Source organism: Kitasatospora sp. CB01950, assembly GCF_001905465.1.
Taxonomy (GTDB): Bacteria; Actinomycetota; Actinomycetes; order Streptomycetales; family Streptomycetaceae; genus Kitasatospora.
Genome location: NZ_LISX01000012.1, coordinates 1 through 21,660 on the forward strand (window position 1 = coordinate 1; position 21,660 = coordinate 21,660).

Here is a 21,660-nt window from a genome sequence, read left to right on the forward strand (position 1 = left end):
CCGGCGGTGGTGCTACCGATCGGCCGGCCGCTGGACAACACGCGGGTCCTGGTGCTGGACGGGCGCCTGCGGCCGGTGCCGGTGGGTGTCGCGGGTGAACTGTATGTCGCGGGAGCGGGGTTGGCGCGCGGGTACCTGAACCGTCCGGCGCTGACGGGCGAGCGCCCAACTCACCAACGAGGTCAAGGCCCGCAAGGGCTGACCTGCCTCAGGCCGAACAGCGGCGCGGCCCCCGGGAGTTGTCCCGGGGGCCGCGCCCTTTCCGTGCTCGGCGGCTGCGGGTCAGCGGCCGGCGATGGCGTGCACGAAGCGGTTGGCGTCGATGGTGCCGAGGCCGGACGCCAGGTCGTAGCCCTTGACGGCCTTGTAGCCGGTCACGGCGTCCCAGGAGTTGTCGCCCGCGGTGACGTCGACGATGCCGCTCAGCTGCGGGGGCAGCGCGGCCATCGCGTACATGCGCGGGTTGAGCTGGCCGAGGCGGTGCCCGGCGAGCTGGTCGGCGAGCGCCACGATGCCCGAGAAGATCGGGGTGGCCTCGCTGGTGCCGCCGGTCAGGTGCCAGCCGACCCGGGTCGGGTCGTAGGACTCGTACGTCCAGGCGGCGCCGTCCACGGCCGCGCTCATCGAGATGTCCGGGGTGCCGCGGTGGTTGCCGGTCACGTTGGCGACGCCCGTCTGGTACCAGGGGCGCTCGAAGACGCCGGACACGCCGCCGCCGGCCGCGCCGTAGTCGTCGTGCCAGACCTTGTCCGGGGCGGTGCGGTTGCCGTTGTTGTCCAGGGTCAGCTGGGTGCCGCCGACCGAGGTGACCAGCGGGTCCGCGGACGGGAAGGAGTTGACCCGGTACGGGTACAGGTCGGAGCCGTTCTCCATCGCGTCGGTGGCGCCGTTGTCGCCCGAGGCGGCGAGCACGGTGACGTCCTTGGCGGCGGCGAACTTGAACGCGTACCGCAGGCTCTCGATGGACTTGAAGTTGCCCTTGTCGAAGCCCGGGAAGGTGTTCTCGGTGGCACCGAAGCTCTGCGAGATCACGTCCACGTCGCGGTGCTGCATGAGCGACTTCTCGGCGTCCATCATCTCCGGCAGGCCGGTGACGCCCTCGGTCTCCGCGACGCCTGTCTCGACCAGCACGATGTGCGCGTCGGGGGCGACGGCGTGCGCGTACTCCACGTCGAGGGTGGTCTCGCCCGCCCAGCCGGTGTGCTCCTCGTTGGTCGGGTCGAACGGCGGGACGTTGCCCCACTTGACGACCTCGACCTGGGTGTCCGGGATGCCCCACTGCTTGTCGAACATCTCGAGGTCGTGCTGGATGGTCGGCGAGCCGAACGAGTCGACGATCACGATGGTGCGGCCCTTGCCGGTGACGCCCTGCTGGTACAGCGGGTTCAGGTTGTAGGCCTGGCGGTACTGCAGCGGCGAGTAGCAGTGGATGCCGAGCTGCGACACGCAGTCGGACGTCGATATCGGCGCGACCCGGCCGATCGCGTCGATGTGCCCGGCCGAGGCGGGACGCAGGTGGAACGCGGCCGGCAGGTGCAGGTCGGCCGCCGTGCGGGCGGTCGCGGTGGCGCCGGTCAGGGCGGTGGCCCCGACGGCGAGCAGCGCGGCGGCGCGCAGCGCGTGGGAGCGACGGGGACCCGCGGTGGCGGGGTGCATGCCCAAAGGGACTCCTCGAAAGACGGTTCCCGGCCGGACCGGCCGGGACGACCCCTATCCCACCGGCCCCGGCGGGGCCCGGCCATAGTCCGAATCGGGCGGTAGAAGTGGTTCCGGTAGGCCACGAGATTCGGTAAAGGAACTGGAGGGGTTCGGTAACGTCCCAGCTCAGCACGGTGAATGACGTCCCGCCAGGTGGGCGGCCCGGCGGGTGTACTCCGACGGCCGCGCCTCGTAGAGTCGGGCGGCATGGGACTGCTGACAGCACTGGACGGCACGTACGGGGACCGCGCGGACGCGGTGGCGGTGGACGGGCGGGCACTGTCGCTCGAAGAACTGCTCGGCGCCGCCGGAGCGGTCGCCGAACGGGCCGCCGGCGCGCCCGCGCTGGCGGTGCTCGCGCGGCCCGAGGCGGAGACCGTCGCGGCCGTGGTCGGCGGACTGCTGGCCGGCGTCCCCGTGGTGCCGCTGCCGCCCGACTCCGGGCCGTTGGAACGCGCCCACATCCTGCGCGACAGCGGCGCCACCCTGCTGGCGGGCACCCGTCTGCCGCAGGACGCCGACGGGCCCGCGCCGCTGCCGGTCCGGCTCGCCGACCGGGCGAGCGCCCAGTGGCGGCCCGCTGTCGAGGACCCCGACCGGACGGCGTTCGTGCTCTACACCTCCGGCACCACCGGCGCCCCCAAGGGTGCGCTGATCCCGCACCGCGCCGTCGCCGCCGGACTCGACGGCCTCGCCGACGCCTGGCAGTGGAACGCCGACGACACCCTCGTCCACGGCCTGCCGCTGTTCCACGTCCACGGGCTGGTCCTCGGCGTGCTCGGCGCGCTGCGCACCGGCAGCCGCCTCGTCCACACCGGACGGCCCACCCCCGCCGGGTACGCCGCCGCCCGCGGCAGCCTGTACTTCGGGGTGCCCACCGTGTGGTCCCGGATCGCCGCCGACACCGACGCCGCCCGCGAGCTGGCCGCCGCCCGGCTGCTGGTGTCCGGCAGCGCCCCGCTGCCCGTCCCCGTCTTCGAACAGCTGCGCCGCCTCACCGGCCAGGCCCCCGCCGAGCGGTACGGCATGACCGAGACCCTGATCACCGTCGCCACCCGCGCCGACGGCGAACGGCGGCCCGGCGCGGTCGGCGTGCCGCTGCCCGGCGTCCGCACCCGGCTGGTCGGCGAGGACGGGCAGGCGGTGCCGCAGGACGGGGAGAGCGTCGGCGAGTTGCAGGTGCAGGGGCCGACGCTGTTCGACGGGTACCTCGGGCGGGCGGACGCGACGGCCGCGTCGTGGACCGCCGACGGGTGGTTCCGGACCGGGGACGTGGCCGTGATCGAACCCGACGGGTTCCACCGGATCGTCGGACGGGCGTCCGTGGACCTGATCAAGAGCGGCGGCTACCGGATCGGCGCCGGCGAGGTCGAGGCCGCCCTGCGCGACCACCCCGGCGTGCTGGACGCCGCCGTGGTCGGCGCGCCCGACCACGACCTCGGGCAGGTGGTGGTGGCCTATGTGGTCGCCGGGGAACGGGAGTTGACCGGGGAGCAGCTGATCGACTTCGTGGCGCGGCGGCTGTCCGTGCACAAGCGGCCGCGGCGGGTCGTGCTGGTGGAGGACCTTCCGCGCAACGCGATGGGCAAGGTGCTGAAGAAGCAGCTGCTGCTCGGACCCGAGGCGTAGGCCCGGACAGGCCCCGGGCGCCTCCCGGGGCGGGAAAGGCGGTCCTTTCAGGAGGGCGGGGAGTGGGTACCAGAGGAGATGGCGCCGGGGCCCGGGTCCCGCGCTGCCCGGCGGACCGGTCGGGCCGGCACAGAGGGGCAGGGGTGCTGTGATCGTCTGGGTCAATGGGGCAGTCGGAGCGGGCAAGACGAGCGCCTGCCGGGAACTGGCCGGGCTGCTGCCCGGAAGCGTGCTGTTCGAGCCGGAGACCGTCGGGACGCTGCTGCGCGCCACCCTGCCGCCGGGCCGGGTCGGCCCCGACGACCTGCCGGACCTGCCCGCGTGGCGGTGCCTGGTCGCCGAGACCGCCGCTGCGCTGGCCGACGAGGCGGACGGGCCGGTGCTCGTCCCGATGACGCTGCTGCGGCAGGAGCACCGCGACGAGATCTTCGGCGCGCTGGCCGGGCGCGGGCTGCCCGTGCACCACGTCGTCCTGGACCCGGTCGAAACGATCCTGCGGGCCAGGATCGCCACCCGCTCGGGCGCCTCGATCGGCGACGGCGCGGCGGCGCGGCAACGCAGCCGGGAGGCGCTGCCGGTCTACCTCGCCGCCCGGGGGTGGCTGGCCGGGGACGCGCGGATGATCGACAACGGGGTGCTGACGCCGCGGCAGACCGCGGAGCGGATCGCCGAGGTGGTGCGCAGCGGGGCCGCGCGCTGTCCGATCGTGCGCACCGAGGGCGGGGACGGGGACACCGTCGCCGCCGCGGTCCTGCTGTTCGACGACCGGGACCGGGTGCTGCTCGTCGACCCCGCGTACAAGCCGCACTGGGAGTTCCCCGGCGGCGTCGTCGAACGCGGTGAATCGCCGACCGCGGCGGCGGTGCGGGAAGCCGCCGAGGAACTCGGCCTGCGGCTGCGCCCCGAGGAGCTGCGGCTGCTCGCCGTCGACTGGGAACCGGGCAGGAGCCGCAGCCGCGGCGGCCTCCGCCTCGTCTACGACGGCGGCCGGCTCGGGCCCTCCGAGGTGCTGCGCCTGCGGCTGCCCACCGGCGAACTCCGCGACTGGCACTTCGCGACCCTGCGGGAGGCCGCGGAGATGCTCCCGCCGGCCCGGCTGCGCCGCCTGGTCGCTGCGCTGGAGGCCCGTGCGGAAGGCGAGTTGAGGTACTTGGAGGGCGGGCGGCGGGCGGCCACGGGGGCTGCGCCGGCACGGTGAGGGCGGGCCTGTCCGGGGGTGGGGCCGGGTGCGTGCTGTGTCCGTGCGGGCTCGTTGCGGCGCGCGAGGCTTGTGCCGAGGGGGTGGCAGTCGGTCGGCGGGGCCGCTGCGGCGGGGCCCGTGGTGTTGCGGCGCGTGGTGCCGCGCTGCCCGCGCGGGCGGGTGAGGGGGCGGCGACGGCCAGGGCGGCTGCATGAGTGCCTGTGGGTGACCGTGTCGGCCCAGGGCCGGGGCGGGGGAGTGGGAGGGTGGGGGGATGCCGTTCACGTTGAGTCATGTCGCCGGGGTGCTGGGCGGGTTGCGGGGGGCCCGGCGGCGGGGGGCGGTGGTGGCGGCGGGGCTGGTGGCGGGGGCGATGGCGCCGGATGTGCCGTTCTTCGTGGAGTCGGTGGCGCCCGGGGCGTACCGGTGGGGCGGGGTGACGCATCGGTGGTGGGCGGCCGGGACGGTCGACGTGGTGATCGGGGCCGGGCTGGTGGCGGGGTGGTACGGGGTGTGGCGGCGGCCGCTGGTGGCGGCGGTGCCCGGGGCGTGGGGCGAGGTGGTGCCCGAGGCGCGACCCGGGACCGGTGAACTCGCCCGGGCAGCCGGGGCGTTGGCGATCGGGGCGGCGAGCCACCTGGTGTGGGACGCGTTCACCCATCAGGGCCGGGCCGGCGTGCGGGCGTTGCCCGTGCTGGAGCGGCGGGTGGCCGGCGTCCCGCTGTACACCGTTCTGCAGTACGGCACTTCGGCGCTGGGGCTGGCGCTGTTGGCGCGTCATGCCGGGCCGTGGCGGGCGGCCGATCGGCGTACCGCGTCGTTGCTCGCCGCCGCGACGGTGCTGGGTGCGGTCGAGCGGGTGCGGCGCGGGGAGCGGGGCGTCGTGGACGAGGCGTGCTTCGGGGCCGGCGCGGGGCTGGCGGTCGGGGCGGCGCTGCTCGGCGCGGGGCGATAGTCTCTGCCGCTGCACCGAGAGACGGGGGAACGCGGGATGAAGACCGAAGTGATGGACCGCAAGCTGGCGTTGGTGTCGGCCGCGCGCCGGGCCGTGCTGCGGCTGGACGAGAGCGAGCGGCCGCGACTGGTGGTCCTCGGCGTGGGCGCCCACACCAACTGGCTGTTGGCGACGGTCGGGGTGATCGGGCTGATGTTCCAGGAGGCCTACTACCTGGCGGTGACGGACCGTTCGGTGTACGTGCTGCGAGGGCCGCGTACCGAGACGGGCCCGAACCGGCTGATTCACGTGGTGCCGCTCGCGGATGCGGCCGGCCTGGTGGCGAAGGTGAAGCTCGGCCGGACGTGGAACTCGCTGTGGCTGCGCCTGCCGGGGCGGCGGCGGCCGGTGCGGGTGAAGGTGTCGGTCTTCTCGCGGGCCGAACTCGACCGTTTCCTCGCCAAGTTGTGAGCGTGGGGCCGCCGCCCGGCCGGGGTCGTCCGGGCGGCGGACGGGAGGGGTCGGGCGGGGCTATTCGCCGGGCTGGGGGAGGTAGCCGTGGTCGGAGAGGTGGGCGCCGATCTCGCGGTAGAGGGCGGGGTCTTCCGGGGTGATGGCGCCGAGGCCGTCGACGTAGCGGTTGTACATGCAGAACGCGGCCGCGATCAGCACGGTGTCGTGGATGGACGCGTCGTCCGCGCCGAGGGCGCGGGCCGCGGCGATGTCCTGCTCGGTGACGGACAGTCCGCTCTCGGCGACCTTGCCCGCGATCTGCAGCAGCGCACGCATCAGGTCGGAGACGGGGGCGGTGGACAGGTCGCGCTGGACGGCCTCGACCAGGGCGAAGTCGCCGTCCAGGCGGTGCGCGGCGGTGGCGCCGTGCGCGGCCGAGCAGTAACGGGTGCAGTTGAGCGAGGAGACGTACGCGGCTATCAGTTCGCGTTCGCCGACGGACAACGGGGACTCGCCGCGCAGGAGTTGCTCGGCGAGCTCGCTCAGCGGCAGGCCGGAGGCGGGGTTGAAGGACAGCAGGCCCCGGATACCGGGGTAGGGGGTGGGGAGCGCGATATGCGGCATGGCACTTACTGAACCTGTTCATGACGCCCTTGGCAAGGCCTTGACCTGCGGTTGTGCTGTCACAGCAGGTAGGCGGCGGCGGCCGGGACGCCCGCCCCACGGCCGGGGCGGGTCCTGGCCGGAGACCCGGGCGGGCAGATTAGGATGGGCGACCGTGACTGACACCGGTAGCACCCAGGAACAGGACCCCGTCGAGCCGGTCGCGGCCCCTGCCGCGGACACCGGTGACGAGGTGTCGGACGAGGCGGTTGTGGCGCCCGCGAGCACGGACATCGATCCGGCGGCGGCCGCCGAGAGGGCGGCGCTGCTGGACGGCGTGTGGGACGTGGTCGTGGTCGGCGCAGGACCGGCCGGCTCGTCGGCGGCGTACGCGGCCGCGACGCGCGGACGGCGGGTGCTGCTGCTCGACAAGGCCGAGCACCCCCGGTACAAGACCTGCGGCGGCGGCATCATCGGCCCGTCCCGCGACTCACTGCCGGCCGACTTCAAGTTGCCCTTGCAGGACCGGATTTCGGCCGTCACCTTCGCGCTGAACGGCAAGTGGACGCGCACCCGGCGCTCGAAGCGGATGCTGTTCGGCGTGGTCAACCGCGACGAGTTCGACCTGCGTCTGGTGCAGGCCGCCGAGCAGGCCGGCGCGGTGCTGGTCACCGGCGTCACCGCGACCGGCGTCGAGCAGCAGGGCGGCGACAGCCGCACCGTGTTCGTGACGCTGGCGGGCGGCGGGCGCGTCGAGGCGCGGGCGGTGGTCGGCGCGGACGGCTCCGCGAGCCGGATCGGGCGTCATGTCGGCGTCAGCTTCGACCAGATCGACCTGGGCCTGGAGGCGGAGATCCCCGTCCCGGAGTCCGTCTCCCGCGAGTGGGCCGGGCGGATCCACCTGGACTGGGGGCCGCTGCCCGGCTCGTACGGGTGGGTGTTCCCGAAGACCGACTCCGGGACGCTGACGGTCGGCGTGATCTCCGCGCGCGGCGACGGCGAGCGGACCAAGCAGTACCTGGCGGACTACATCCGTCGCCTCGGGCTGTCCGGGTTCACGCCGCTGGTGGAGTCCGGGCACCTGACGCGGTGTCGCGCCGAGGACTCGCCGCTGTCGCGCGGGCGGGTGCTGGTGGCCGGTGACGCGGCCGGGCTGCTGGAGCCGTGGACCCGCGAGGGCATCTCGTACGCGCTGCGGTCGGGGCGGCTGGCCGGCGAGTGGGCCGTGCAGGTCGCGGAGGCGAACGGCGCGGCGGACGTGCGGCGGCAGGCGCTCAACTACTCCTTCGCCATCAAGGCGGGGCTGGGCGTGGAGATGCGGGCCGGGAAGATCATGCTGGCCTCGTTCGAGAAGCGGCCGCAGATGTTCCACGCGGCGGTCTCGCTGATCACGCCGGCGTGGCGGGCGTTCGCGCGGACCACGCAGGGGCACACGACGTTCGCGCAGCTCATGCGGGACCACCGGGCGGCGCGGAAGCTGGCGTCGGTCGCGGGGCGGTAAGGGTTGCGGATCCGCCCGAGGAGGGGAGTTCCCTTCTCGGGCGGATCTTTGCGTGGGGCGCCTTCCGCTTCGCGCTGTTGGGCGGGGGGCTTACTTGAGGCCGGTGTCCAGGGCGTTCATCAGGGTGCCGGAGGGGGTGTCGCCGGACATTTCCCAGACCATGGCGCCGAGGAGGTTCTTGGACTTGAGCCAGGCGGTCTTCCGGTCGATGGACCAGGCGTCGTCGAAGGTCCACCACTGGCCGCCGTTGCCGGTGTAGGCGTAGGTGGAGACGGACACCGGGTCGTGGTAGACGGTCAGGTTGGGGACGGACGTGATGAGGTTGTTGTAGCCGCGGGTGCCGGCCTCCTCGGCGAACTGGCCGGGGGCTGCGCCGCCGGCGGCCTGCCAGGCGCCGTGGGCACCGCCGTCGGTGACGTTCTGCCAGCCGCGCCCGTAGAAGGGGAAGCCGATGGTGAGCTTGCGGGGGTTGACGCCGGCGTCGAGGTAGGTGGTGACGGCGTTCTCGACGGAGAAGTGGAACGGGTAGGGGTCGGTGGGGTCGGTGTGGAGGTTGGCCTGCTGGCCGGTGCGGTTGGGCTCCCAGGAGTTGTCGGAGCCGGAGCCGTGGAAGTCGTAGCCCTGGACGTTGGCGATGTCGAGGGACTGGAAGATCTTCGAGAGGTCCCAGCCCTGGCCGATCTTGGCGGGGTCGGCGGGGGTGAAGGCGGTGAGCAGCTTGTGGGAGCCGCCGAGGGCGTCGAGCTGGCGGCGGAACTCGGCGAGCAGCAGGGTCAGGTTGTCCTTGTCGGCGGCGGAGTAGTGGTTGCCGGGGTGGCCGTCCGCGGAGCCGGGCCACTCCCAGTCGATGTCGATGCCGTCGAAGATGCCCGCTGCGGTGCCGGGGCCGCCCGCGCCGTTGTAGGAGGGCAGGTTGCCCTTGATCCAGACGTCGATGCAGGAGGAGACGAGCTTCTTGCGGGAGGCGTCGGTGGCGGCGGCGTCGGAGAAGAACTTGGAGTACGTCCAGCCGCCGAGCGAGACCACCACCTTGAGGTTGGGGTACTTGGCCTTGAGCTTCTTCAGCTGGTTGAGGTTGCCGCGCAGCGGTGACCAGCCGTCGTCGGCGACGCCGTCCACGGACTGGGCGGCGCTCATCGGACGGGCGTAGTCGGCGTCCGCGTCGCCCGCGCCGGTGCCCTGCTCGGGGTCCTCGGGGTCGGAGGTGGTGCCCTTGGTGACGCCCGCCAGGCAGGTCAGGTTGACCGGGTCGATGTTCTCGAAGGCGTAGTTGATGACGTCGAGCTTGGCGGCGCTGCCGGAGGTGTCGAGGTTCTTGACGAAGTACTGGCGCCCGTAGATGCCCCACTGGACGAAGTAGCCGACCCGTGAGTACTTTCCGGGGCCGGCGAGGTCGCCGGTGGTGACGGTGAGGGCGTTGGAGGCGGGGGAGTTGTTGTCGGCGGCGTCCCGGGCCTTGACCGTGAAGGTGTACGGGGTGGCGGGGGAGAGCTGTCCGACGGTGGCCGTGGTGGTGGTGACGGTCTGGACGAGGGCGGCGCCCTGGTAGACGTCGTAGGCGGCGACCCGCTTGTTGTCGGTGGCGGCGTCCCAGGCGAGCGAGACGCCGGTGGAGGTGGTGCCGGTGGAGCGCAGGTTGCCCGGGGCGGTCGGCGGCACGGTGTCGGTGGCCGGGTCGACGGTGGAGAAGAACACCGGGGTGCTGAGCGGGCCGGTGTTGCCGCGGGTGTCCTTGGCGCGGACGTTCAGGGTGTACGTGGTGGCCGGGGTCAGGCCGGTGAGCGTGGTGGACAGGCCGGTGGCGGAGCCGAGGACCGTCGAGCCGTTGAGGATGTCGTACGAGGCGACGGGGAAGTCGCCCTTGCTCGCCGCCGTCCAGCCGAGCGAGATGGTGTGGGCGGTGGCGTCGACCGGAGTCGGGGCGCCGGGCGCGGTCGGCGGGACGTCCGGGGTGCCGTCGCACTTGTCGCCGTTGACGCGGCAGTTGAGCGGCGCGGTGATCGGGCCGTTGCCGATGAACCAGAAGCTGTACGGCTCGGTGGAGCCGTTCGCGGGCACCGTCGCGTTGTAGTACGCGTTGGTGGCGACGACGTGGCTGCCGGTGGTGGTGGCCGTGCCGTTGTAGGTGCCGGTCATGGTGACGCCGGAGGGCAGGTCGAACTCGAGCGTCCAGCCGTTGACGGCGGTCGCGTTCGGGTTCTTGACGACGAACGTGCCCTTCCACCAGGAACCGTAGTTGTCGCCGGTGAAGGTGGCGGTGAGCTTGGCCGCGGCGTGCGCGGGGGTGGCGGCGAGCAGGGCGATCGGCAGGGCGAGCGTGGCGAGCAGGGCCAGCAGTCTGGCCCGGAGGCGTTGCCTGGAGCGGACGTGCATCGGTACTCCCTGTCTGGTGTGGGGGATTCCGTACAGGGGTGCCCGGGAGCCGGCAACAGGAGGGTAAGTGGACTGGACCAACTCGTCAACAGGTCTATACCTGAACGGAGTTGACGGCGCGGCCCGGCGCATGATCCACCCGGTGTCGGCGCCGGCTGGCAGGATCGCGGGCATGGGACTCGATGTGATGGTCGGTGCGTTGATCGACGCCGAACAGGACACCGCGGACTGGTTCCGCGAGGAGTGCGCGACGATACGCGCGGTGCTGGAGCGCGAGGGCCTGCCGGGCTGGCGGGAACCGGAGACCGGCGAGCAGTTCTGCGACCGGGTGTGGGGCTACTCGGGGCTGCACACGCTGCGCCGCGTCGCCGTGCACCTGGCGACCAAGGGGCAGCTGCCCGAGCCACTGGAGGACGGCCGGCGCGCCACCGACGACGAGCTGTTGAGGGAGGCGTACTTCGACGTGCCGGACGACCCGCCGGGCCCGTTCGACCACCTGGTGCACCACTCGGACTGCGAGGGCTACTACGTCCCGGTGGACTTCGGGCCGGTGCTGGTCGACGAGGAGCTGTCCGGCGGCTCGCTCGGCTCCTCGGTGCGGTTGCTGGCGGAGCTGAAGGCGCTCGCCGAGGCGCTCGGGCTGCCGGAGGACCTGGACCCGGACTCCGAGGAGGTCTCCGACGCCTGCGACGGCCCCGCCCCGGACGCCGAGGGCTGGCGGCGCTACGGCACCGAGTCGTTCATCTGCCTGCAGCTGATGCGGGCGGCCCGGCACTCGGTGGCGACCGGCGCGGTGATGGCGTTCTGCTGAGCGGCCGTCAGGGCCCGACCAGCTGGTCGGCGAGCGGGCTGCGCGCGTACAGCACCAGCCGGCCGTACCGGGCGCGGGTGACCAGGCGGGTGGCGTGCAGCACGGCGAGGTGCTGGCTGACCGCGCCCGGGGTGACGCCCAGGCGGCGGGCCAACTCGGTGGTGGCGGTGGGTTCCTGGAGCAGGGCGAGCAGGCGGGCCTTGGGCGCGCCGAGCAGCTGTTCCAGGGCCTGCGGTGCGGGTGGCGGGTCGACGGGCCCGGTCAGATTGCCCTGGCCGCGTGCCAGGTAGCTGATCGACGGGGTCAGGTCGGGGCCGATCGCGGTGATCGCGCCGCGCGCGAAGCAGGTCGGCAGCAGGGCCAGGCCGCGCCGGTCCACCCGGATGTCCTGGTCGCCGTCGCCCCAGTTGCGGTCGATGGTCAGCACGCCGTCCGTCCAGTGCAGCCGGTGGTCGAGGTCGGCGAACAGGGCCGCCGCGCCGCGTTCGGCCAGCACCCGGGAGCGGTGCACGATGTCGGCGTGCAGCACCGAGCGGGCGCGCGGCCACCAGGCGGGCTCCAGGACCTGCGTCCAGTACTGCTCCAGGGCGTCGGCGATGTCCCCGATCAGCTCCGCCGGGCGGTCGGCGAAGGACGCCAGCAGCGGCGGCACCGCGCGGTCGTGCGGCAGGAAGGTGACGGCGAACTCGTGCCGCAGCCGGGCCGGTTCGAAGGCGCGGACGACGGCCAGCTCGGCCCGGAAGTCCGGGAACGGGACGCTCGGGCGGGGCGTCAGGAAGTCCGGCACGTACTTGTTGCTCGCGATCAGGGCGCGCAGCAGCGGCGCGGCCGGCAGCGCCTCGAAGGCGGGGCGCATCGCCTCGAACGCCGCGCCGTGCGGGTACTGGCCCGGGTGGGTCCACATCCGCAGGCTGAGCACCGTCTCCTGGAGCGGCGAGCAGGCGAAGTACGTGGCGGCCAGATCGGCCAGGCCCAGCCGGAACCGCAGCACCATGGTGTTCCCCCTGTTCGGGCCGGTGGATTCAGGCCCGGGCTAAATCAATACCACGGCCGCTCCGCACCCGGTCTGATCAGGTCATGACCGCCACTGAACTCGCGGCCGACGAGGCCGCGTTGCCCAGCCATGCCCGAAAGAGCCGGTTCGCCCGGCTGCTGCCCCAGGACCCGGTGCTGCGCCGGCTGTCCGTGATCACCCTGATCAACACGGCCGGCAACGGCCTCTCGATGACCCTGTCCGTGCTGTTCTTCACCCGCATCCTGGGCTTCGGGGTCGCGCAGGTCGGCGTGGTGCTGACGGTCGCCGGGGCGTTCGGGCTGGCGGCGGGCGTGCCGGCGGGCCGGCTGTCCGACCGGTTCGGGCCCAAGCCGGTGCTGGTGGTGCTGCTGGTGGTCCAGGGGGTGTGCGCGGTCGGGTACGTGCTGGTGCACGACCTGGCGGTGTTCGCGGCGCTGGCCTGCCTGCTGGCCGCGGCCGACCGGGGAGGCTCGGCGGTGCGCGGCGCGCTGTTCGCCGAGGTGCTGCCGGTGGACGGCCGGGTCGCGGGGCGGGCCTACCTGCGCTCGGTCACCAACGTCGGCATCTCGCTGGGCACCGTCGGGGCCGCGCTGGTGCTCCAACTCGACACCCGCGGCGCGTACTTGACGGCGCTGCTGGTCGACGGCGCGACGTACGGCGTGATCGCGGTGATGTACCTGCTGCTGGTGCGCCTTCCGCCGCGCACCGCCGAACAGGCCGCGAGGACCAAGGCCGAGGGCGGCGTCAGGGCGGTGCTGCGGGACGGCCGCTACCTGGCGATGACCGGCCTGAACGCGGTGATCACGCTGCAGTTCGTGATGATCGAGGTCGGGGTGCCGCTGTGGGTGGTGCGGGAGACCGACGCGCCGCGCTGGATGGTGGCCGGCGCCCTGCTGGTGAACACCGCGCTGGTGATCGCCCTCCAGGTCCGGGCCACCCGGGGCACCGAGGAGGTCGGCGCGGCCGCCCGGATCTTCCGCCGGGGCGCGCTGCTGGTGGCCGGCTCCTGCGCGGTGCTGGCGCTGGCCGCCGGCCTGCCCGGCTGGGCGGCGGCGCTGGTGATCGCCGCCGGCGTCGGACTCCAGGCGCTCGGCGAGGTGTACAGCCAGGCCGGCGCGTGGGCGCTCGGCTACGACCTGGCGAAGGAGCACGCGCACGGCACCTACCAGGGCGTCTTCAACACCGGCATGTCGGCCGCGATGATGGTCGGCCCGGTGCTGATCACCTCGGTGGTGATCGCCCACGGCCCGTCCGGCTGGCTGCTGCTGGGCGCGCTGTTCGCGGCCGCGGGCGTCGGCATGACGATGCTGGTGCGCCGCTGAGCAGTGCGGTCGCAACGGCGCGCGGGCGACGTGCGGCGCGTACGGCGAGCGGCGCAGGGGCGACGGGCGGTTCGGGGGCGACGGGCGGCGCGGGTGACGAGGGTCCGTCACCCGCGCCGCCGGCGGGTCAGCAGCTCAGGTTCGAGCCGGTCGGGACGCCGAGGACGGACGTGAAGTTGGTGTACGCGTTGATCCGGCTCTGGACCTGGGCGGGGTTGCCGCCGTTGCACTCCAGCGAGCCGTTGATGGAGCGGATGGTCTCGCCGAAGCCCTTGCCGTTGACCATGGCGTTGTGGGCGGTCATGGTGCCCGGGCCGTTCTGCGTCATCCAGTACCAGATGCCGGTCTTCCAGGCGACGGCCGCGTCGGTCTGCACCAGGTTCGGGTTGTGCAGCAGGTCGATGCCGAGCGCGTCGCCCGCCGCCTTGTAGTTGAAGTTCCAGCTCAGCTGGATCGGGCCGCGCCCGTAGTAGGCGGCCTGGCCGGCCGGGCAGCCGTAGGGCTGGGAAGTGTCGCAGTAATGCGGGTAGTTGGCGGTGTTCTGCTCGACGACGTACACCAGCCCGCCGGTCTCGTGGTTGATGTTGGCGAGGAACGCCGCCGCTTCCTGCTTCTTCACGGTGTCGGAGCCGGTGCCCGCGAACGCCGGGTAGGCGTTCAGCGCCGCGACCAGGCCGCTGTACGTGTAGAACGGGTTCCGGCTCGGGAACATCTGGTTGAACTGGGCCTCGGAGACCACGAATCCGCCCGGGTTGGGGCTGGTGCTCGTGCTGGTGCTCGGGCTCGGCGAGGGCTGGTCGGTGCCGCAGGTGTTGTACGGGCTCCAGTACCAGGTGGAGATCGTCGGGTCGTAGCCCGGGTTGTCGTGGGTGGCGATGTAGAACTGGCCGTTGGGCGCGTACCGGACCACCGTGCCGGTGGTGTACTGGGTGCCCGCGATCCAGGTCTGGAAGGCGCAGACCGTGCCGGTGGGGGTCGGGCTCGGGCTCGGCGTGGTGCCGCCACCGGTGCCGCAGGCGCCCTGGTCGGCCCAGACGCCGGTGCCGGCGGTGCTCGGCGTCTCGCCCTGGGTCCACCACTTGGCGTTCCAGTTGTGGCCGTTGTAGGAGGCGGCAGTGCCGCCGGTGTACACCTGCGAGGCCGAGTAGGGGCTCGCGCAGGCGGTGGCGGCGGTGGAGGAGGTCGGCAGCATGACCGCCAGGCCGGTGGCGGCCAGCGCACCGGTCAGCAGGGCGGCGATCCGGCCGCGGGCGGTGCCGGTGCGGCGGTGGGAGATGGTTCGGGTGGGGGGCATCGGCCACTCCTTGTGGGGGGAACGAGCGGTGTGCCATGCACTCAAGCCAGGTTGGCTGTTAAGTGTCAATAGGTCTAGACCTTAAGGGAATTGAGACTGTGTACGACATATCGGGTACTGGTCAGTAGACCCGGTGTCGTGCCAGGGTGCAGGCGGAGACCGTCCGACCCACCCTCAGCCGGAAGGCAGACCGCCCGATGACCAGCGAAGCCCCCCTCCTGCGGCGCAGCACCGCCGACGCCGTCGCCACCCTCGAACTCGACTCCCCGCACAACCGCAACGCCCTCTCCACCCGGCTGATGGCCGAACTCACCCGGGGCCTCGCCGACGCCGCCGCCGACCCCGACGTCCGCGCCGTCGTCCTCGGCCACACCGGCCGGGTGTTCTGCGCCGGCGCCGACCTCTCCGAGGCCACCGGCGACGACCCCACCGTCGGACCGCGCGGCCTGGTCGCCCTGCAGCGCGCCATCGTCGACTGCCCCAAGCCCGTCATCGCCCGCCTCGACGGCCACGTCCGGGCCGGCGGACTCGGCCTGGTCGGCGCCTGCGACCTCGCCGTCGCCGGACCCGCCTGCACCTTCGCCTTCACCGAGGCCCGCCTCGGCCTCGCCCCCGCCGTCATCTCGCTGCCGCTGCGCCCCAAGCTGGAACCGCGCGCCGCCGCCCGCTACTACCTGACCGGCGAGACCTTCGACTCTGCCGAGGCCGCCCGGATCGGCCTGGTCACCGAGGCCGCCGACGACACCGGCACCGCGCTGAAGACGATCCTGGACGCGCTGCGGCTGTGCTCGCCGCAGGGCCTCGCCGAGTCCAAGCAGCTCGCCAACGCCGCCGTCCGGGAGTCCTTCGAGCGGCACACCGAGGAGCTGGTCGCGCAGTCCGCGCGGCTGTTCGGCTCCGAGGAGGCGCAGGAGGGCATGCGGGCGTTCCTGGAGAAGCGGCCCGCGCGCTGGGTGCGCTGAGCTGGCGGTACGTCGGAAGTTACCGGCCGGTGTGAGCTTGGTCCCGTTGCCCGTCGCGGGTCGTCGGCGGCCGATACGGTGAGCGCATGTCGATCGTCCGCGCGCTGCTGGGATCCGTCCGCGAGAGGTCGCGCCGGGCGGCCGGGCGCCTGGTGCACCGGGGTTGGCGCTGGGTGCAGGACACCGGCGCCGTCAGCAACCGCAACCCCGGGCCGTACCGGTTCGGGGAACTCGGCGACGGCACCAAGCTGGCGTTCCCGCTCGGCGCGGTCTTCAACGAACAGTGGATCACCATCGGCCCGTTCTCCATCATCGGAGAACGCGTCACCATCTCGGCCGGCTTCCTGCCCGGACTCGACCTCGGCCCCGAGCCGATCGTCCGGATCGGCGGCGGCTGCGTGATCGGCCGCGGCAGCCACATCGTCGGACACCAGCAGATCGTGCTCGGCGACGACGTGTGGACCGGCCCGAACGTCTACATCACCGACCAGGCCCACGAGTACCGCGACACCGAACTGCCCATCGGCAAGCAGTGGCCGCGCAACGAACCCGTCTCGATCGGCGCGGGCTCCTGGATCGGCACCGGCGCGGTGATCCTCCCCGGCGCGCGGATCGGCCGCAACGTGGTGGTCGCCGCCAACTCCGTGGTCGCCGGCGAAGTCCCCGACTACGCCGTGGTGGCCGGCGCCCCCGCCCGCCAGGTCCGCACCTGGAACCCCGAGGACGGCTGGCAGCCCCCCATCCGCCACGAGGCCCCCCGCCCCGTCCCCGACGGCGTCACCGCCGAACAACTCCGCGCTCTGGTCGGCTGGGACCTCCGCCTCCCCGGCGAGGACGCCGCCCCGGAGGCGTAGCGCCGGGGGCTCGTCCTGACCTGTCGCGGCGAGCGTCGGCACCGTGTCGGAGGGGTTGTCAGAGGGGGTTGGACGACGTTTCCGGGTGGACGGTCGTCCAGTGCGGGAAGCGCTGGTCCAGGACGGACCGGGCTCGGTCGAGGTCGCCGTCGACGCCGACGGCGATCGTGCCGTCGGGGGTGATCCGGGTCGAGGTGACGGTGAAGCCGTCGCCGGTGGTGCGATTCACCCAGTACCGGGTGACGAGTTGTTGCGGAGTGTGCTTGCCACTGTCGTCGGGTTGGTACATGTGAACATCGGTCAACCCTGGGAATCGCTGTTCGAGTGCCGTACGGGCCTTTGCCGGGTCGCCGCAGACGTCCACCCGATAGTGATGGCCGGCAGGGGTGACAGCGCCGGATATGCCACAGAGCGTGAATCCGTCGCCGGTCAGAGACATGATCCGCCCCTCGGTGTCCGCGGCGGGCGGAGGTGAGATGGGGGAGCCCCCACGAGTGGTACCGCATGCGGCCAGTCCCATGGTGAGGAGCACAACGGCGGCAGTACGAACGGCGGACCGGTTCACGGGGGCTCCTCGATGCATCAGGTGTACAAGGTGAAGCCGAGCGTGTTCACGATGGCAGACATGCCGATGAACTGTACGCCTTCGTAGCAGGTGGTTTCCATGGCAATACCGACACCCCACGTCGGACACACGACATACCGTCCCCAGGATCCACTGATCAGACCGCGAGCCTGCATGTCATTGCCGTAGCTGCAGTCAGGACTGGTGACAACCGGGCCGCCGCTGTCTCCCTCTGCGGCAGCGTGGTCGCCGGTGTTGGTGCGCATCGCCTGAACCACATTGTGCCGGGTGATCCCGCCGATGTTGGAATCCACCCCGGCATACCTGACCTGGATACCGCACTTGACACCGGACATGGCGCCCGAGGTGCAGACGTAGTCGCCGTCATGGTTGAGGCCCCAGCCCGCGATGTGCTTGTGGTATCCGTTCGGATCGTTCCACGCGCCATCGTAGAACTGGTTTCCAGCCGATCCGTTGAGCGCGATGAAGGTTGTGTCGTAGCCGAGGTCGGAGGATTGCGCCCAGCCCTCGAAATGGCCGGTCCCTGTAGCGAACGTTCCGGAGGTTCCACAGTGTGAAGCGGTGAGAATGACGTCAGTGCCACCATGAGATCCGCCGAACCCGGACGTACAGAACTTGTTGCCCGGCGCATTGAGCTCGGCACCCGCCCAGAAGGGGGTCGAGTCGTCATGGCGGCCGTAGGTATCAGTACCTTCAGGTCCTTCGGCGGCCTGGACAGGGACGCCGGCCAGGGCCTGGGCACGTGTGGCGAACTCCTTGGCCGACACGGTAGTCACGCGGTGGGCCGGAACCTCGGACGGCGAGGGGTTTGCCAGGGCCTGGGATGTGGGGCTGTTGTAGCTGATGTAGAGACCGGTGCCGTTCGACAGGACAGCGATGGAGTTCCATGCTGCGACGGGCTCAGTCCCTGCGTCCTTGCCCTTGACCGCATCCTCCAGCCTCCGCCGTGCGTCCTCCAGCTCCTTCGCGGAATAGGAGGTTTGAGTGATGGAGACCTTGAGCCCCTGAGCGGCGGCGTCCTTCCGTACGTCCTCGATGTTCTGCGGAACCGCTCCTTTCCAGTACAGGGCGAGCTCTCCGCCGGCGGCCTTCACCATGGCTCCGGCGTATCCGCCGGTGTGGTCCGCCTCGGTTTCGGACTTACCAGTGACCCGGTCCGCGAGGGCATCCAGTTGGTACTGGCGGTGGAGGGTTGCCTTGTCCACTGTGACAATGCTGGAGGAACTGGGGGAATCGAGGGCCGTTCGATGCTGAATTTGCCACACTTGCAGATCTCGTGGGCGCTGTTTTCGACAAGCAGTCAGGAAGATTCCGGTTCGGGTGCTGTGGTGTGGAGTTTGGGGCGATCCGTGCAGGTTTGACCGCTTGATTGGCTTACATTTCTCCTGGGTGCGATCCGCAAGATTCGTGGACGATGTGAGCAGTTCCGCGTCGTTTGTCTCAGTGGTTTTCGTCATGCAGATGTCGGATGCTCTCGTGGGTCGTCAGGCCCATCCGTCACGAGGTCCCCCGCCCCGGAGGGGTAACTGTCCTGCGGCGCTGGGAGGATGGCGGGATGAGCGAACACCCGGGTGGCGCGGGTGCCGGTCTTGAGCAGGCGGCGCGGGAGATTTTAGTGCAGGTGGCGAGCACTGCGCCCGAGCAGTGGGCGGTCCTGCGCCTGGACTTCCGCGGCGGGCCCGTCCATCGATGGGTGGACGGGCACTGGACGCTGGCCGACGGTGCCCGCCGGCATCTGGTGCCCGACACCCGGGACCTCTACGCGCTCGCCACCGAGATCGGTGCGCTGCGCCGCTGGCCCCGGACCCGGCTCGAACTGCACCACCTGGCCGACGGCCCGTTCACGCTCACCGCGACCCGTGACACCTCCCTCGTCCGGCCCGCCAGGGGCGGCCACGGGGCCGTCCTCGACCCCGATCTGTATCTGCCCGCCCCCGGAGAGGACCGGCCCGACTCCACCGCGCCCCCGGCGGGCGACCCCGAACGGGCCGCCGACCTGTTCCGGGCGTCGATCGACCGTCGTGCCGAACTTCTCGGCCATCGCGCCGAGTTGCCGCCGCCCGCCACGCCGCGGCGGATCGCCGGGATCGAGGCGGCCCTCGGCTTCCCGCTGCCCGCCGACCTGCGCGCCCTGTACCTGATCGCGGACGGCAGCGGCGAGAACGACGTACTCGACGGGCCGCGCCTGCTCTCGCTCGCCGAACTCCCCGGTGCGCACGAGTACTTGGCGTACGCCGCACCGCCGTTCGACTGGAACTGCCCGGCCTGGCTTCCGTTCGCCACCGACGATGCCGGCAACTACTACGCCGTCGACCTCGCCCCCGCCGGGGCCAGCCGCCCCGGGCAGGTGATCGAACTCGGCGGCGACCACTACGAGGGCCCCGCCTACCGCGCGGACTCCGTCACCACCCTGCTCACCCGCTGCCTCGACCTGCTGGAACGCGGCTGCTACGAGATCGAGGACGACGAACCGCCGTACCTGGAGTTCACGGAGTCCGCCGAGGAACCGGACGGCCCGCCGACCGCCCTGACGGCCGCGACCACGCCCGGCACCGTGCCCGCCACCCTGCTGCACGCCCGCCTCACCGGCCCCGCCCCTGTCCTTGCCCCGCTCGCCGCCGCACCCCGCCTGCGCCGCGTCACCCTGGCCGCCCGCCCCGCCGACGGCCTCGGTGCGCTGCGAGGCGTGGCCGTCGAGTCGCTCACGGCCGTCGTCGCCGCCGACGACCTCGCGCCGCTGGCGGGCCATCCGCACCTGGGCGTTCTCGACCTGTCCGGTGACGGTCCGTCGGACCTCGCCGTGCTGCGCACACTGCCCGCCCTGTGGTGGCTCGACCTGTCGCGCTGCGGGACGCTCGACGTGGCCGTCCTGGGCGAGTTGACGGGACTGCGGCACCTCGCGCTGACGGCCGCGCATTGGGAGGCGCTGACGGTGCTGCCGCCGGGGCTGGTCTCGGCGCGGCTCGCCGACCGCGACGCCACCGCCGAACAGGCGGCGGCGTGGGCGGCCCGGCTCGGGCTGGTCCCCGGTGAGCCGTACCGGATCACCGGGGTGTGCAGGAGCTGAGGGTGCGGTATGGGGCGCAACGACTGTCACAGGGGCAACACCGGCAATGGGGAGGGGCGGATCGGTGTGGTGGGTGCTGTCGGGTGGGGCAGGACGCTCCCCCGTGGATCCTGGTTGTGACGTCGGCAACGACACCATGACCCTGCTGTTTGACGCCGACCTCAAGCCAAGGAGGTCGACGTCTTCGTCTTCATGAAGGCCAAGGACACCCTGCATTCAGCACAAGCAGCCCACCGCGCCGTACCACTGTTACGGCAACCAGTACGTGGTGAAGCTCGACTCGAAGGGCACGCTTCAGAGCGTGACGCGGCTCTACAAGCCCTGACAGGTCGCCAGTGACGGGACGGCGGTCCGTGCGGGCCGCCGTCCAGCATTTCGGTAGTCAGGGGTGCGGCCGGACGGTGGACGGCCGACTGTCGGGTGTGGTCATTGTGCTGGGATTCCGTCAAGAGCCTGCTCGTTCTCGAGGAATCAGCCGGTGCTGAGTTGCAGTATCAGGTGACACCCGACCCCATCGGGCGAGAGTCTGAGAACGGATCGATGCCTTCGCCACTTCCCCCCGGACGTGGCCCATGCAGTGCGGCCTCACGGGTGCAGGTAAGGAGGCTTCATCCATGGTGAAGCGAGGTTGAGTGCTGCTGGAGGTGCAGGGGAGGCATCGGCGTGACGTCGGATGACTCGTCAGGCTACTTCTGGAAGAATCCCCAGGCGTGAGTACTTCAAATGCCTTGCCGGTTCTGCGAACCACCGATCTGTCGGAAGCCTACGGGGCGGTCCGGTGTCTGCTGAGCCTTGCTGTCCCCATGGACGACTTCCACTTCGGGGCGTTCAGTGAGGCGCTGACACTCGTAGAGGCACAGCGCATGGTTGCCGCATTCCCGAACGGCGTGGTCTGTCCTGATGACCCGTTCACACCCGAGTCCACCGATGAGGTCCGGCACCTGGTCGTGACAGGGGATCCGCGAGTGGCGGCACTGCTTCCTGTCAAAATCAGCCTGGAACACCAGCAGGTCGGATCGACCGAGCAGGCATTCCTCGATGTGGTCGGCTCCGGGATCGGTTCGATCGAGTGGACCTACTTCAACTGGCCGGCCGTGCCGGAACTTCAGCTGGAGATGCGCCACAAGGACGCGTATGTCCAGATCGCCATCAATAGCCGCGATATTCACGGCGATGAGCCAGCTTCGGACCATACGGTGTTCATCCACGTTCCGCATGGCGCCACGGAGCGTGCCAAGTGGCTGGCCCGACGGGTAGGGCTGCAACCCCTCGGGCCCCTGGGTCCCGGTTGGTAGCGCGGGCGGGCCCAGGCCTACGCACGTCGATTCCGGCCGCAGAGCGGCCGGGAAAAGGGCCGAAAGCCAGGATGTGCCGACCA

General features: G+C 71.9%; 18 protein-coding genes and 1 pseudogene. 12 read left to right on the forward strand and 7 right to left on the reverse strand.

Annotation, left to right across the window (positions count from 1 at the left end):
- A pseudogene (locus AMK19_RS38240) lies at window positions 1-165 on the forward strand (AMP-binding protein); the annotation flags it as partial.
- A gap of 117 nt (window positions 166-282) precedes the next feature.
- Here AMK19_RS38240 and AMK19_RS26015 read toward each other — a convergent pair.
- Window positions 283-1,656, reverse strand: coding sequence for a S53 family peptidase (locus AMK19_RS26015; protein ID WP_073815831.1), 1,374 nt, complete (start codon window positions 1,654-1,656; stop codon window positions 283-285).
- Window positions 1,657-1,905: 249 nt separating this feature from the next.
- Between AMK19_RS26015 and AMK19_RS26020 the strand changes: the two genes are divergently transcribed.
- The 4 genes from AMK19_RS26020 to AMK19_RS26035 all read left to right on the forward strand — a co-directional run bounded on the left by AMK19_RS26020 (window position 1,906) and on the right by AMK19_RS26035 (window position 5,912).
- Window positions 1,906-3,327, forward strand: coding sequence for an acyl-CoA synthetase (locus AMK19_RS26020; protein ID WP_073815832.1), 1,422 nt, complete (start codon window positions 1,906-1,908; stop codon window positions 3,325-3,327).
- A gap of 148 nt (window positions 3,328-3,475) precedes the next feature.
- Window positions 3,476-4,525, forward strand: coding sequence for an NUDIX hydrolase (locus tag AMK19_RS26025; RefSeq protein WP_073815834.1), 1,050 nt, complete (start codon window positions 3,476-3,478; stop codon window positions 4,523-4,525).
- A 256-nt stretch (window positions 4,526-4,781) separates the two neighbouring features.
- Entirely contained in the window at window positions 4,782-5,462 is a 681-nt protein-coding gene (locus tag AMK19_RS26030) for a DUF4184 family protein (RefSeq protein ID WP_073815836.1), read from the forward strand.
- Between the two features lie 36 nt (window positions 5,463-5,498).
- A complete protein-coding gene (locus tag AMK19_RS26035; protein WP_073815838.1) occupies window positions 5,499-5,912 on the forward strand; it encodes a hypothetical protein in 414 nt (137 codons plus the stop codon).
- 60 nt (window positions 5,913-5,972) lie between these two features.
- Here the strand turns inward: AMK19_RS26035 and AMK19_RS26040 are convergent, their stop codons facing one another.
- Window positions 5,973-6,518 carry a carboxymuconolactone decarboxylase family protein gene (locus AMK19_RS26040; RefSeq protein ID WP_073815839.1) on the reverse strand — a complete coding sequence of 182 codons (546 nt, stop codon included), beginning with the start codon at window positions 6,516-6,518 and terminating at the stop codon, window positions 5,973-5,975.
- A gap of 154 nt (window positions 6,519-6,672) precedes the next feature.
- On the opposite strand from AMK19_RS26040, the gene AMK19_RS26045 reads away from it, so the two are divergent.
- On the forward strand, window positions 6,673-7,998 hold the full coding sequence (locus AMK19_RS26045) for a geranylgeranyl reductase family protein (protein WP_443135043.1): 1,326 nt from the start codon (window positions 6,673-6,675) through the stop codon (window positions 7,996-7,998).
- A 90-nt stretch (window positions 7,999-8,088) separates the two neighbouring features.
- Here the strand turns inward: AMK19_RS26045 and AMK19_RS26050 are convergent, their stop codons facing one another.
- Complete coding sequence (locus AMK19_RS26050; protein WP_073815841.1) at window positions 8,089-10,371, reverse strand: glycosyl hydrolase family 18 protein; 2,283 nt, start codon at window positions 10,369-10,371, stop codon at window positions 8,089-8,091.
- Between the two features lie 172 nt (window positions 10,372-10,543).
- Between AMK19_RS26050 and AMK19_RS26055 the strand changes: the two genes are divergently transcribed.
- Window positions 10,544-11,182 (forward strand): hypothetical protein, encoded by a 639-nt coding sequence (locus AMK19_RS26055; protein WP_073815842.1) that lies wholly within the window; start codon window positions 10,544-10,546, stop codon window positions 11,180-11,182.
- Between the two features lie 7 nt (window positions 11,183-11,189).
- On the opposite strand, the gene AMK19_RS26060 is transcribed toward AMK19_RS26055, so the two are convergent.
- Window positions 11,190-12,176, reverse strand: coding sequence for an ArsR/SmtB family transcription factor (locus tag AMK19_RS26060; RefSeq protein WP_198953450.1), 987 nt, complete (start codon window positions 12,174-12,176; stop codon window positions 11,190-11,192).
- Window positions 12,177-12,259: 83 nt separating this feature from the next.
- Here AMK19_RS26060 and AMK19_RS26065 point away from each other — a divergent pair, with 83 nt between their 5' ends.
- On the forward strand, window positions 12,260-13,519 hold the full coding sequence (locus tag AMK19_RS26065; RefSeq protein WP_083647364.1) for an MFS transporter: 1,260 nt from the start codon (window positions 12,260-12,262) through the stop codon (window positions 13,517-13,519).
- A 127-nt stretch (window positions 13,520-13,646) separates the two neighbouring features.
- On the opposite strand, the gene AMK19_RS26070 is transcribed toward AMK19_RS26065, so the two are convergent.
- A complete protein-coding gene (locus tag AMK19_RS26070; protein ID WP_083647365.1) occupies window positions 13,647-14,813 on the reverse strand; it encodes a glycoside hydrolase family 19 protein in 1,167 nt (388 codons plus the stop codon).
- Window positions 14,814-15,010: 197 nt separating this feature from the next.
- On the opposite strand from AMK19_RS26070, the gene AMK19_RS26075 reads away from it, so the two are divergent.
- Both AMK19_RS26075 and AMK19_RS26080 read left to right on the forward strand, forming a co-directional pair.
- Complete coding sequence (locus AMK19_RS26075) at window positions 15,011-15,775, forward strand: enoyl-CoA hydratase family protein (RefSeq protein ID WP_073815844.1); 765 nt, start codon at window positions 15,011-15,013, stop codon at window positions 15,773-15,775.
- An 86-nt stretch (window positions 15,776-15,861) separates the two neighbouring features.
- Window positions 15,862-16,629, forward strand: coding sequence for an acyltransferase (locus AMK19_RS26080; RefSeq protein WP_073815845.1), 768 nt, complete (start codon window positions 15,862-15,864; stop codon window positions 16,627-16,629).
- A 58-nt stretch (window positions 16,630-16,687) separates the two neighbouring features.
- Here the strand turns inward: AMK19_RS26080 and AMK19_RS35460 are convergent, their stop codons facing one another.
- Together AMK19_RS35460 and AMK19_RS26090 are read right to left on the reverse strand one after the other, a co-directional pair.
- Window positions 16,688-17,068 (reverse strand): hypothetical protein, encoded by a 381-nt coding sequence (locus tag AMK19_RS35460; RefSeq protein WP_143200400.1) that lies wholly within the window; start codon window positions 17,066-17,068, stop codon window positions 16,688-16,690.
- A 143-nt stretch (window positions 17,069-17,211) separates the two neighbouring features.
- Window positions 17,212-18,420 carry a trypsin-like serine protease gene (locus AMK19_RS26090; RefSeq protein WP_143200401.1) on the reverse strand — a complete coding sequence of 403 codons (1,209 nt, stop codon included), beginning with the start codon at window positions 18,418-18,420 and terminating at the stop codon, window positions 17,212-17,214.
- Window positions 18,421-18,770: 350 nt separating this feature from the next.
- Here AMK19_RS26090 and AMK19_RS26095 point away from each other — a divergent pair, with 350 nt between their 5' ends.
- Complete coding sequence (locus tag AMK19_RS26095) at window positions 18,771-20,282, forward strand: SMI1/KNR4 family protein (RefSeq protein WP_073815851.1); 1,512 nt, start codon at window positions 18,771-18,773, stop codon at window positions 20,280-20,282.
- Between the two features lie 803 nt (window positions 20,283-21,085).
- The gene (locus AMK19_RS26100) at window positions 21,086-21,577 is read left to right on the forward strand and encodes a hypothetical protein (protein ID WP_143200402.1); all 492 of its coding nucleotides are present in this window, start codon (window positions 21,086-21,088) and stop codon (window positions 21,575-21,577) included.
- Window positions 21,578-21,660 lie beyond the last annotated feature (83 nt).

Bases quoted from the DNA above. Each gene is read 5' to 3' on its own strand.
- AMK19_RS26015 (WP_073815831.1), bottom strand. From the start codon at position 1,656: ATGCACCCCGCCACCGCGGGTCCCCGTCGCTCCCACGCGCTGCGCGCC.
- AMK19_RS26020 (WP_073815832.1), top strand. From the start codon at position 1,906: ATGGGACTGCTGACAGCACTGGACGGCACGTACGGGGACCGCGCGGAC.
- AMK19_RS26030 (WP_073815836.1), top strand. From the start codon at position 4,782: ATGCCGTTCACGTTGAGTCATGTCGCCGGGGTGCTGGGCGGGTTGCGG.
- AMK19_RS26035 (WP_073815838.1), top strand. From the start codon at position 5,499: ATGAAGACCGAAGTGATGGACCGCAAGCTGGCGTTGGTGTCGGCCGCG.
- AMK19_RS26040 (WP_073815839.1), bottom strand. From the start codon at position 6,518: ATGCCGCATATCGCGCTCCCCACCCCCTACCCCGGTATCCGGGGCCTG.
- AMK19_RS26050 (WP_073815841.1), bottom strand. From the start codon at position 10,371: ATGCACGTCCGCTCCAGGCAACGCCTCCGGGCCAGACTGCTGGCCCTG.
- AMK19_RS26055 (WP_073815842.1), top strand. From the start codon at position 10,544: ATGGGACTCGATGTGATGGTCGGTGCGTTGATCGACGCCGAACAGGAC.
- AMK19_RS26060 (WP_198953450.1), bottom strand. From the start codon at position 12,176: ATGGTGCTGCGGTTCCGGCTGGGCCTGGCCGATCTGGCCGCCACGTAC.
- AMK19_RS26065 (WP_083647364.1), top strand. From the start codon at position 12,260: ATGACCGCCACTGAACTCGCGGCCGACGAGGCCGCGTTGCCCAGCCAT.
- AMK19_RS26070 (WP_083647365.1), bottom strand. From the start codon at position 14,813: ATGCCCCCCACCCGAACCATCTCCCACCGCCGCACCGGCACCGCCCGC.
- AMK19_RS26075 (WP_073815844.1), top strand. From the start codon at position 15,011: ATGACCAGCGAAGCCCCCCTCCTGCGGCGCAGCACCGCCGACGCCGTC.
- AMK19_RS26080 (WP_073815845.1), top strand. From the start codon at position 15,862: ATGTCGATCGTCCGCGCGCTGCTGGGATCCGTCCGCGAGAGGTCGCGC.
- AMK19_RS35460 (WP_143200400.1), bottom strand. From the start codon at position 17,068: ATGTCTCTGACCGGCGACGGATTCACGCTCTGTGGCATATCCGGCGCT.
- AMK19_RS26095 (WP_073815851.1), top strand. From the start codon at position 18,771: ATGAGCGAACACCCGGGTGGCGCGGGTGCCGGTCTTGAGCAGGCGGCG.
- AMK19_RS26100 (WP_143200402.1), top strand. From the start codon at position 21,086: ATGGACGACTTCCACTTCGGGGCGTTCAGTGAGGCGCTGACACTCGTA.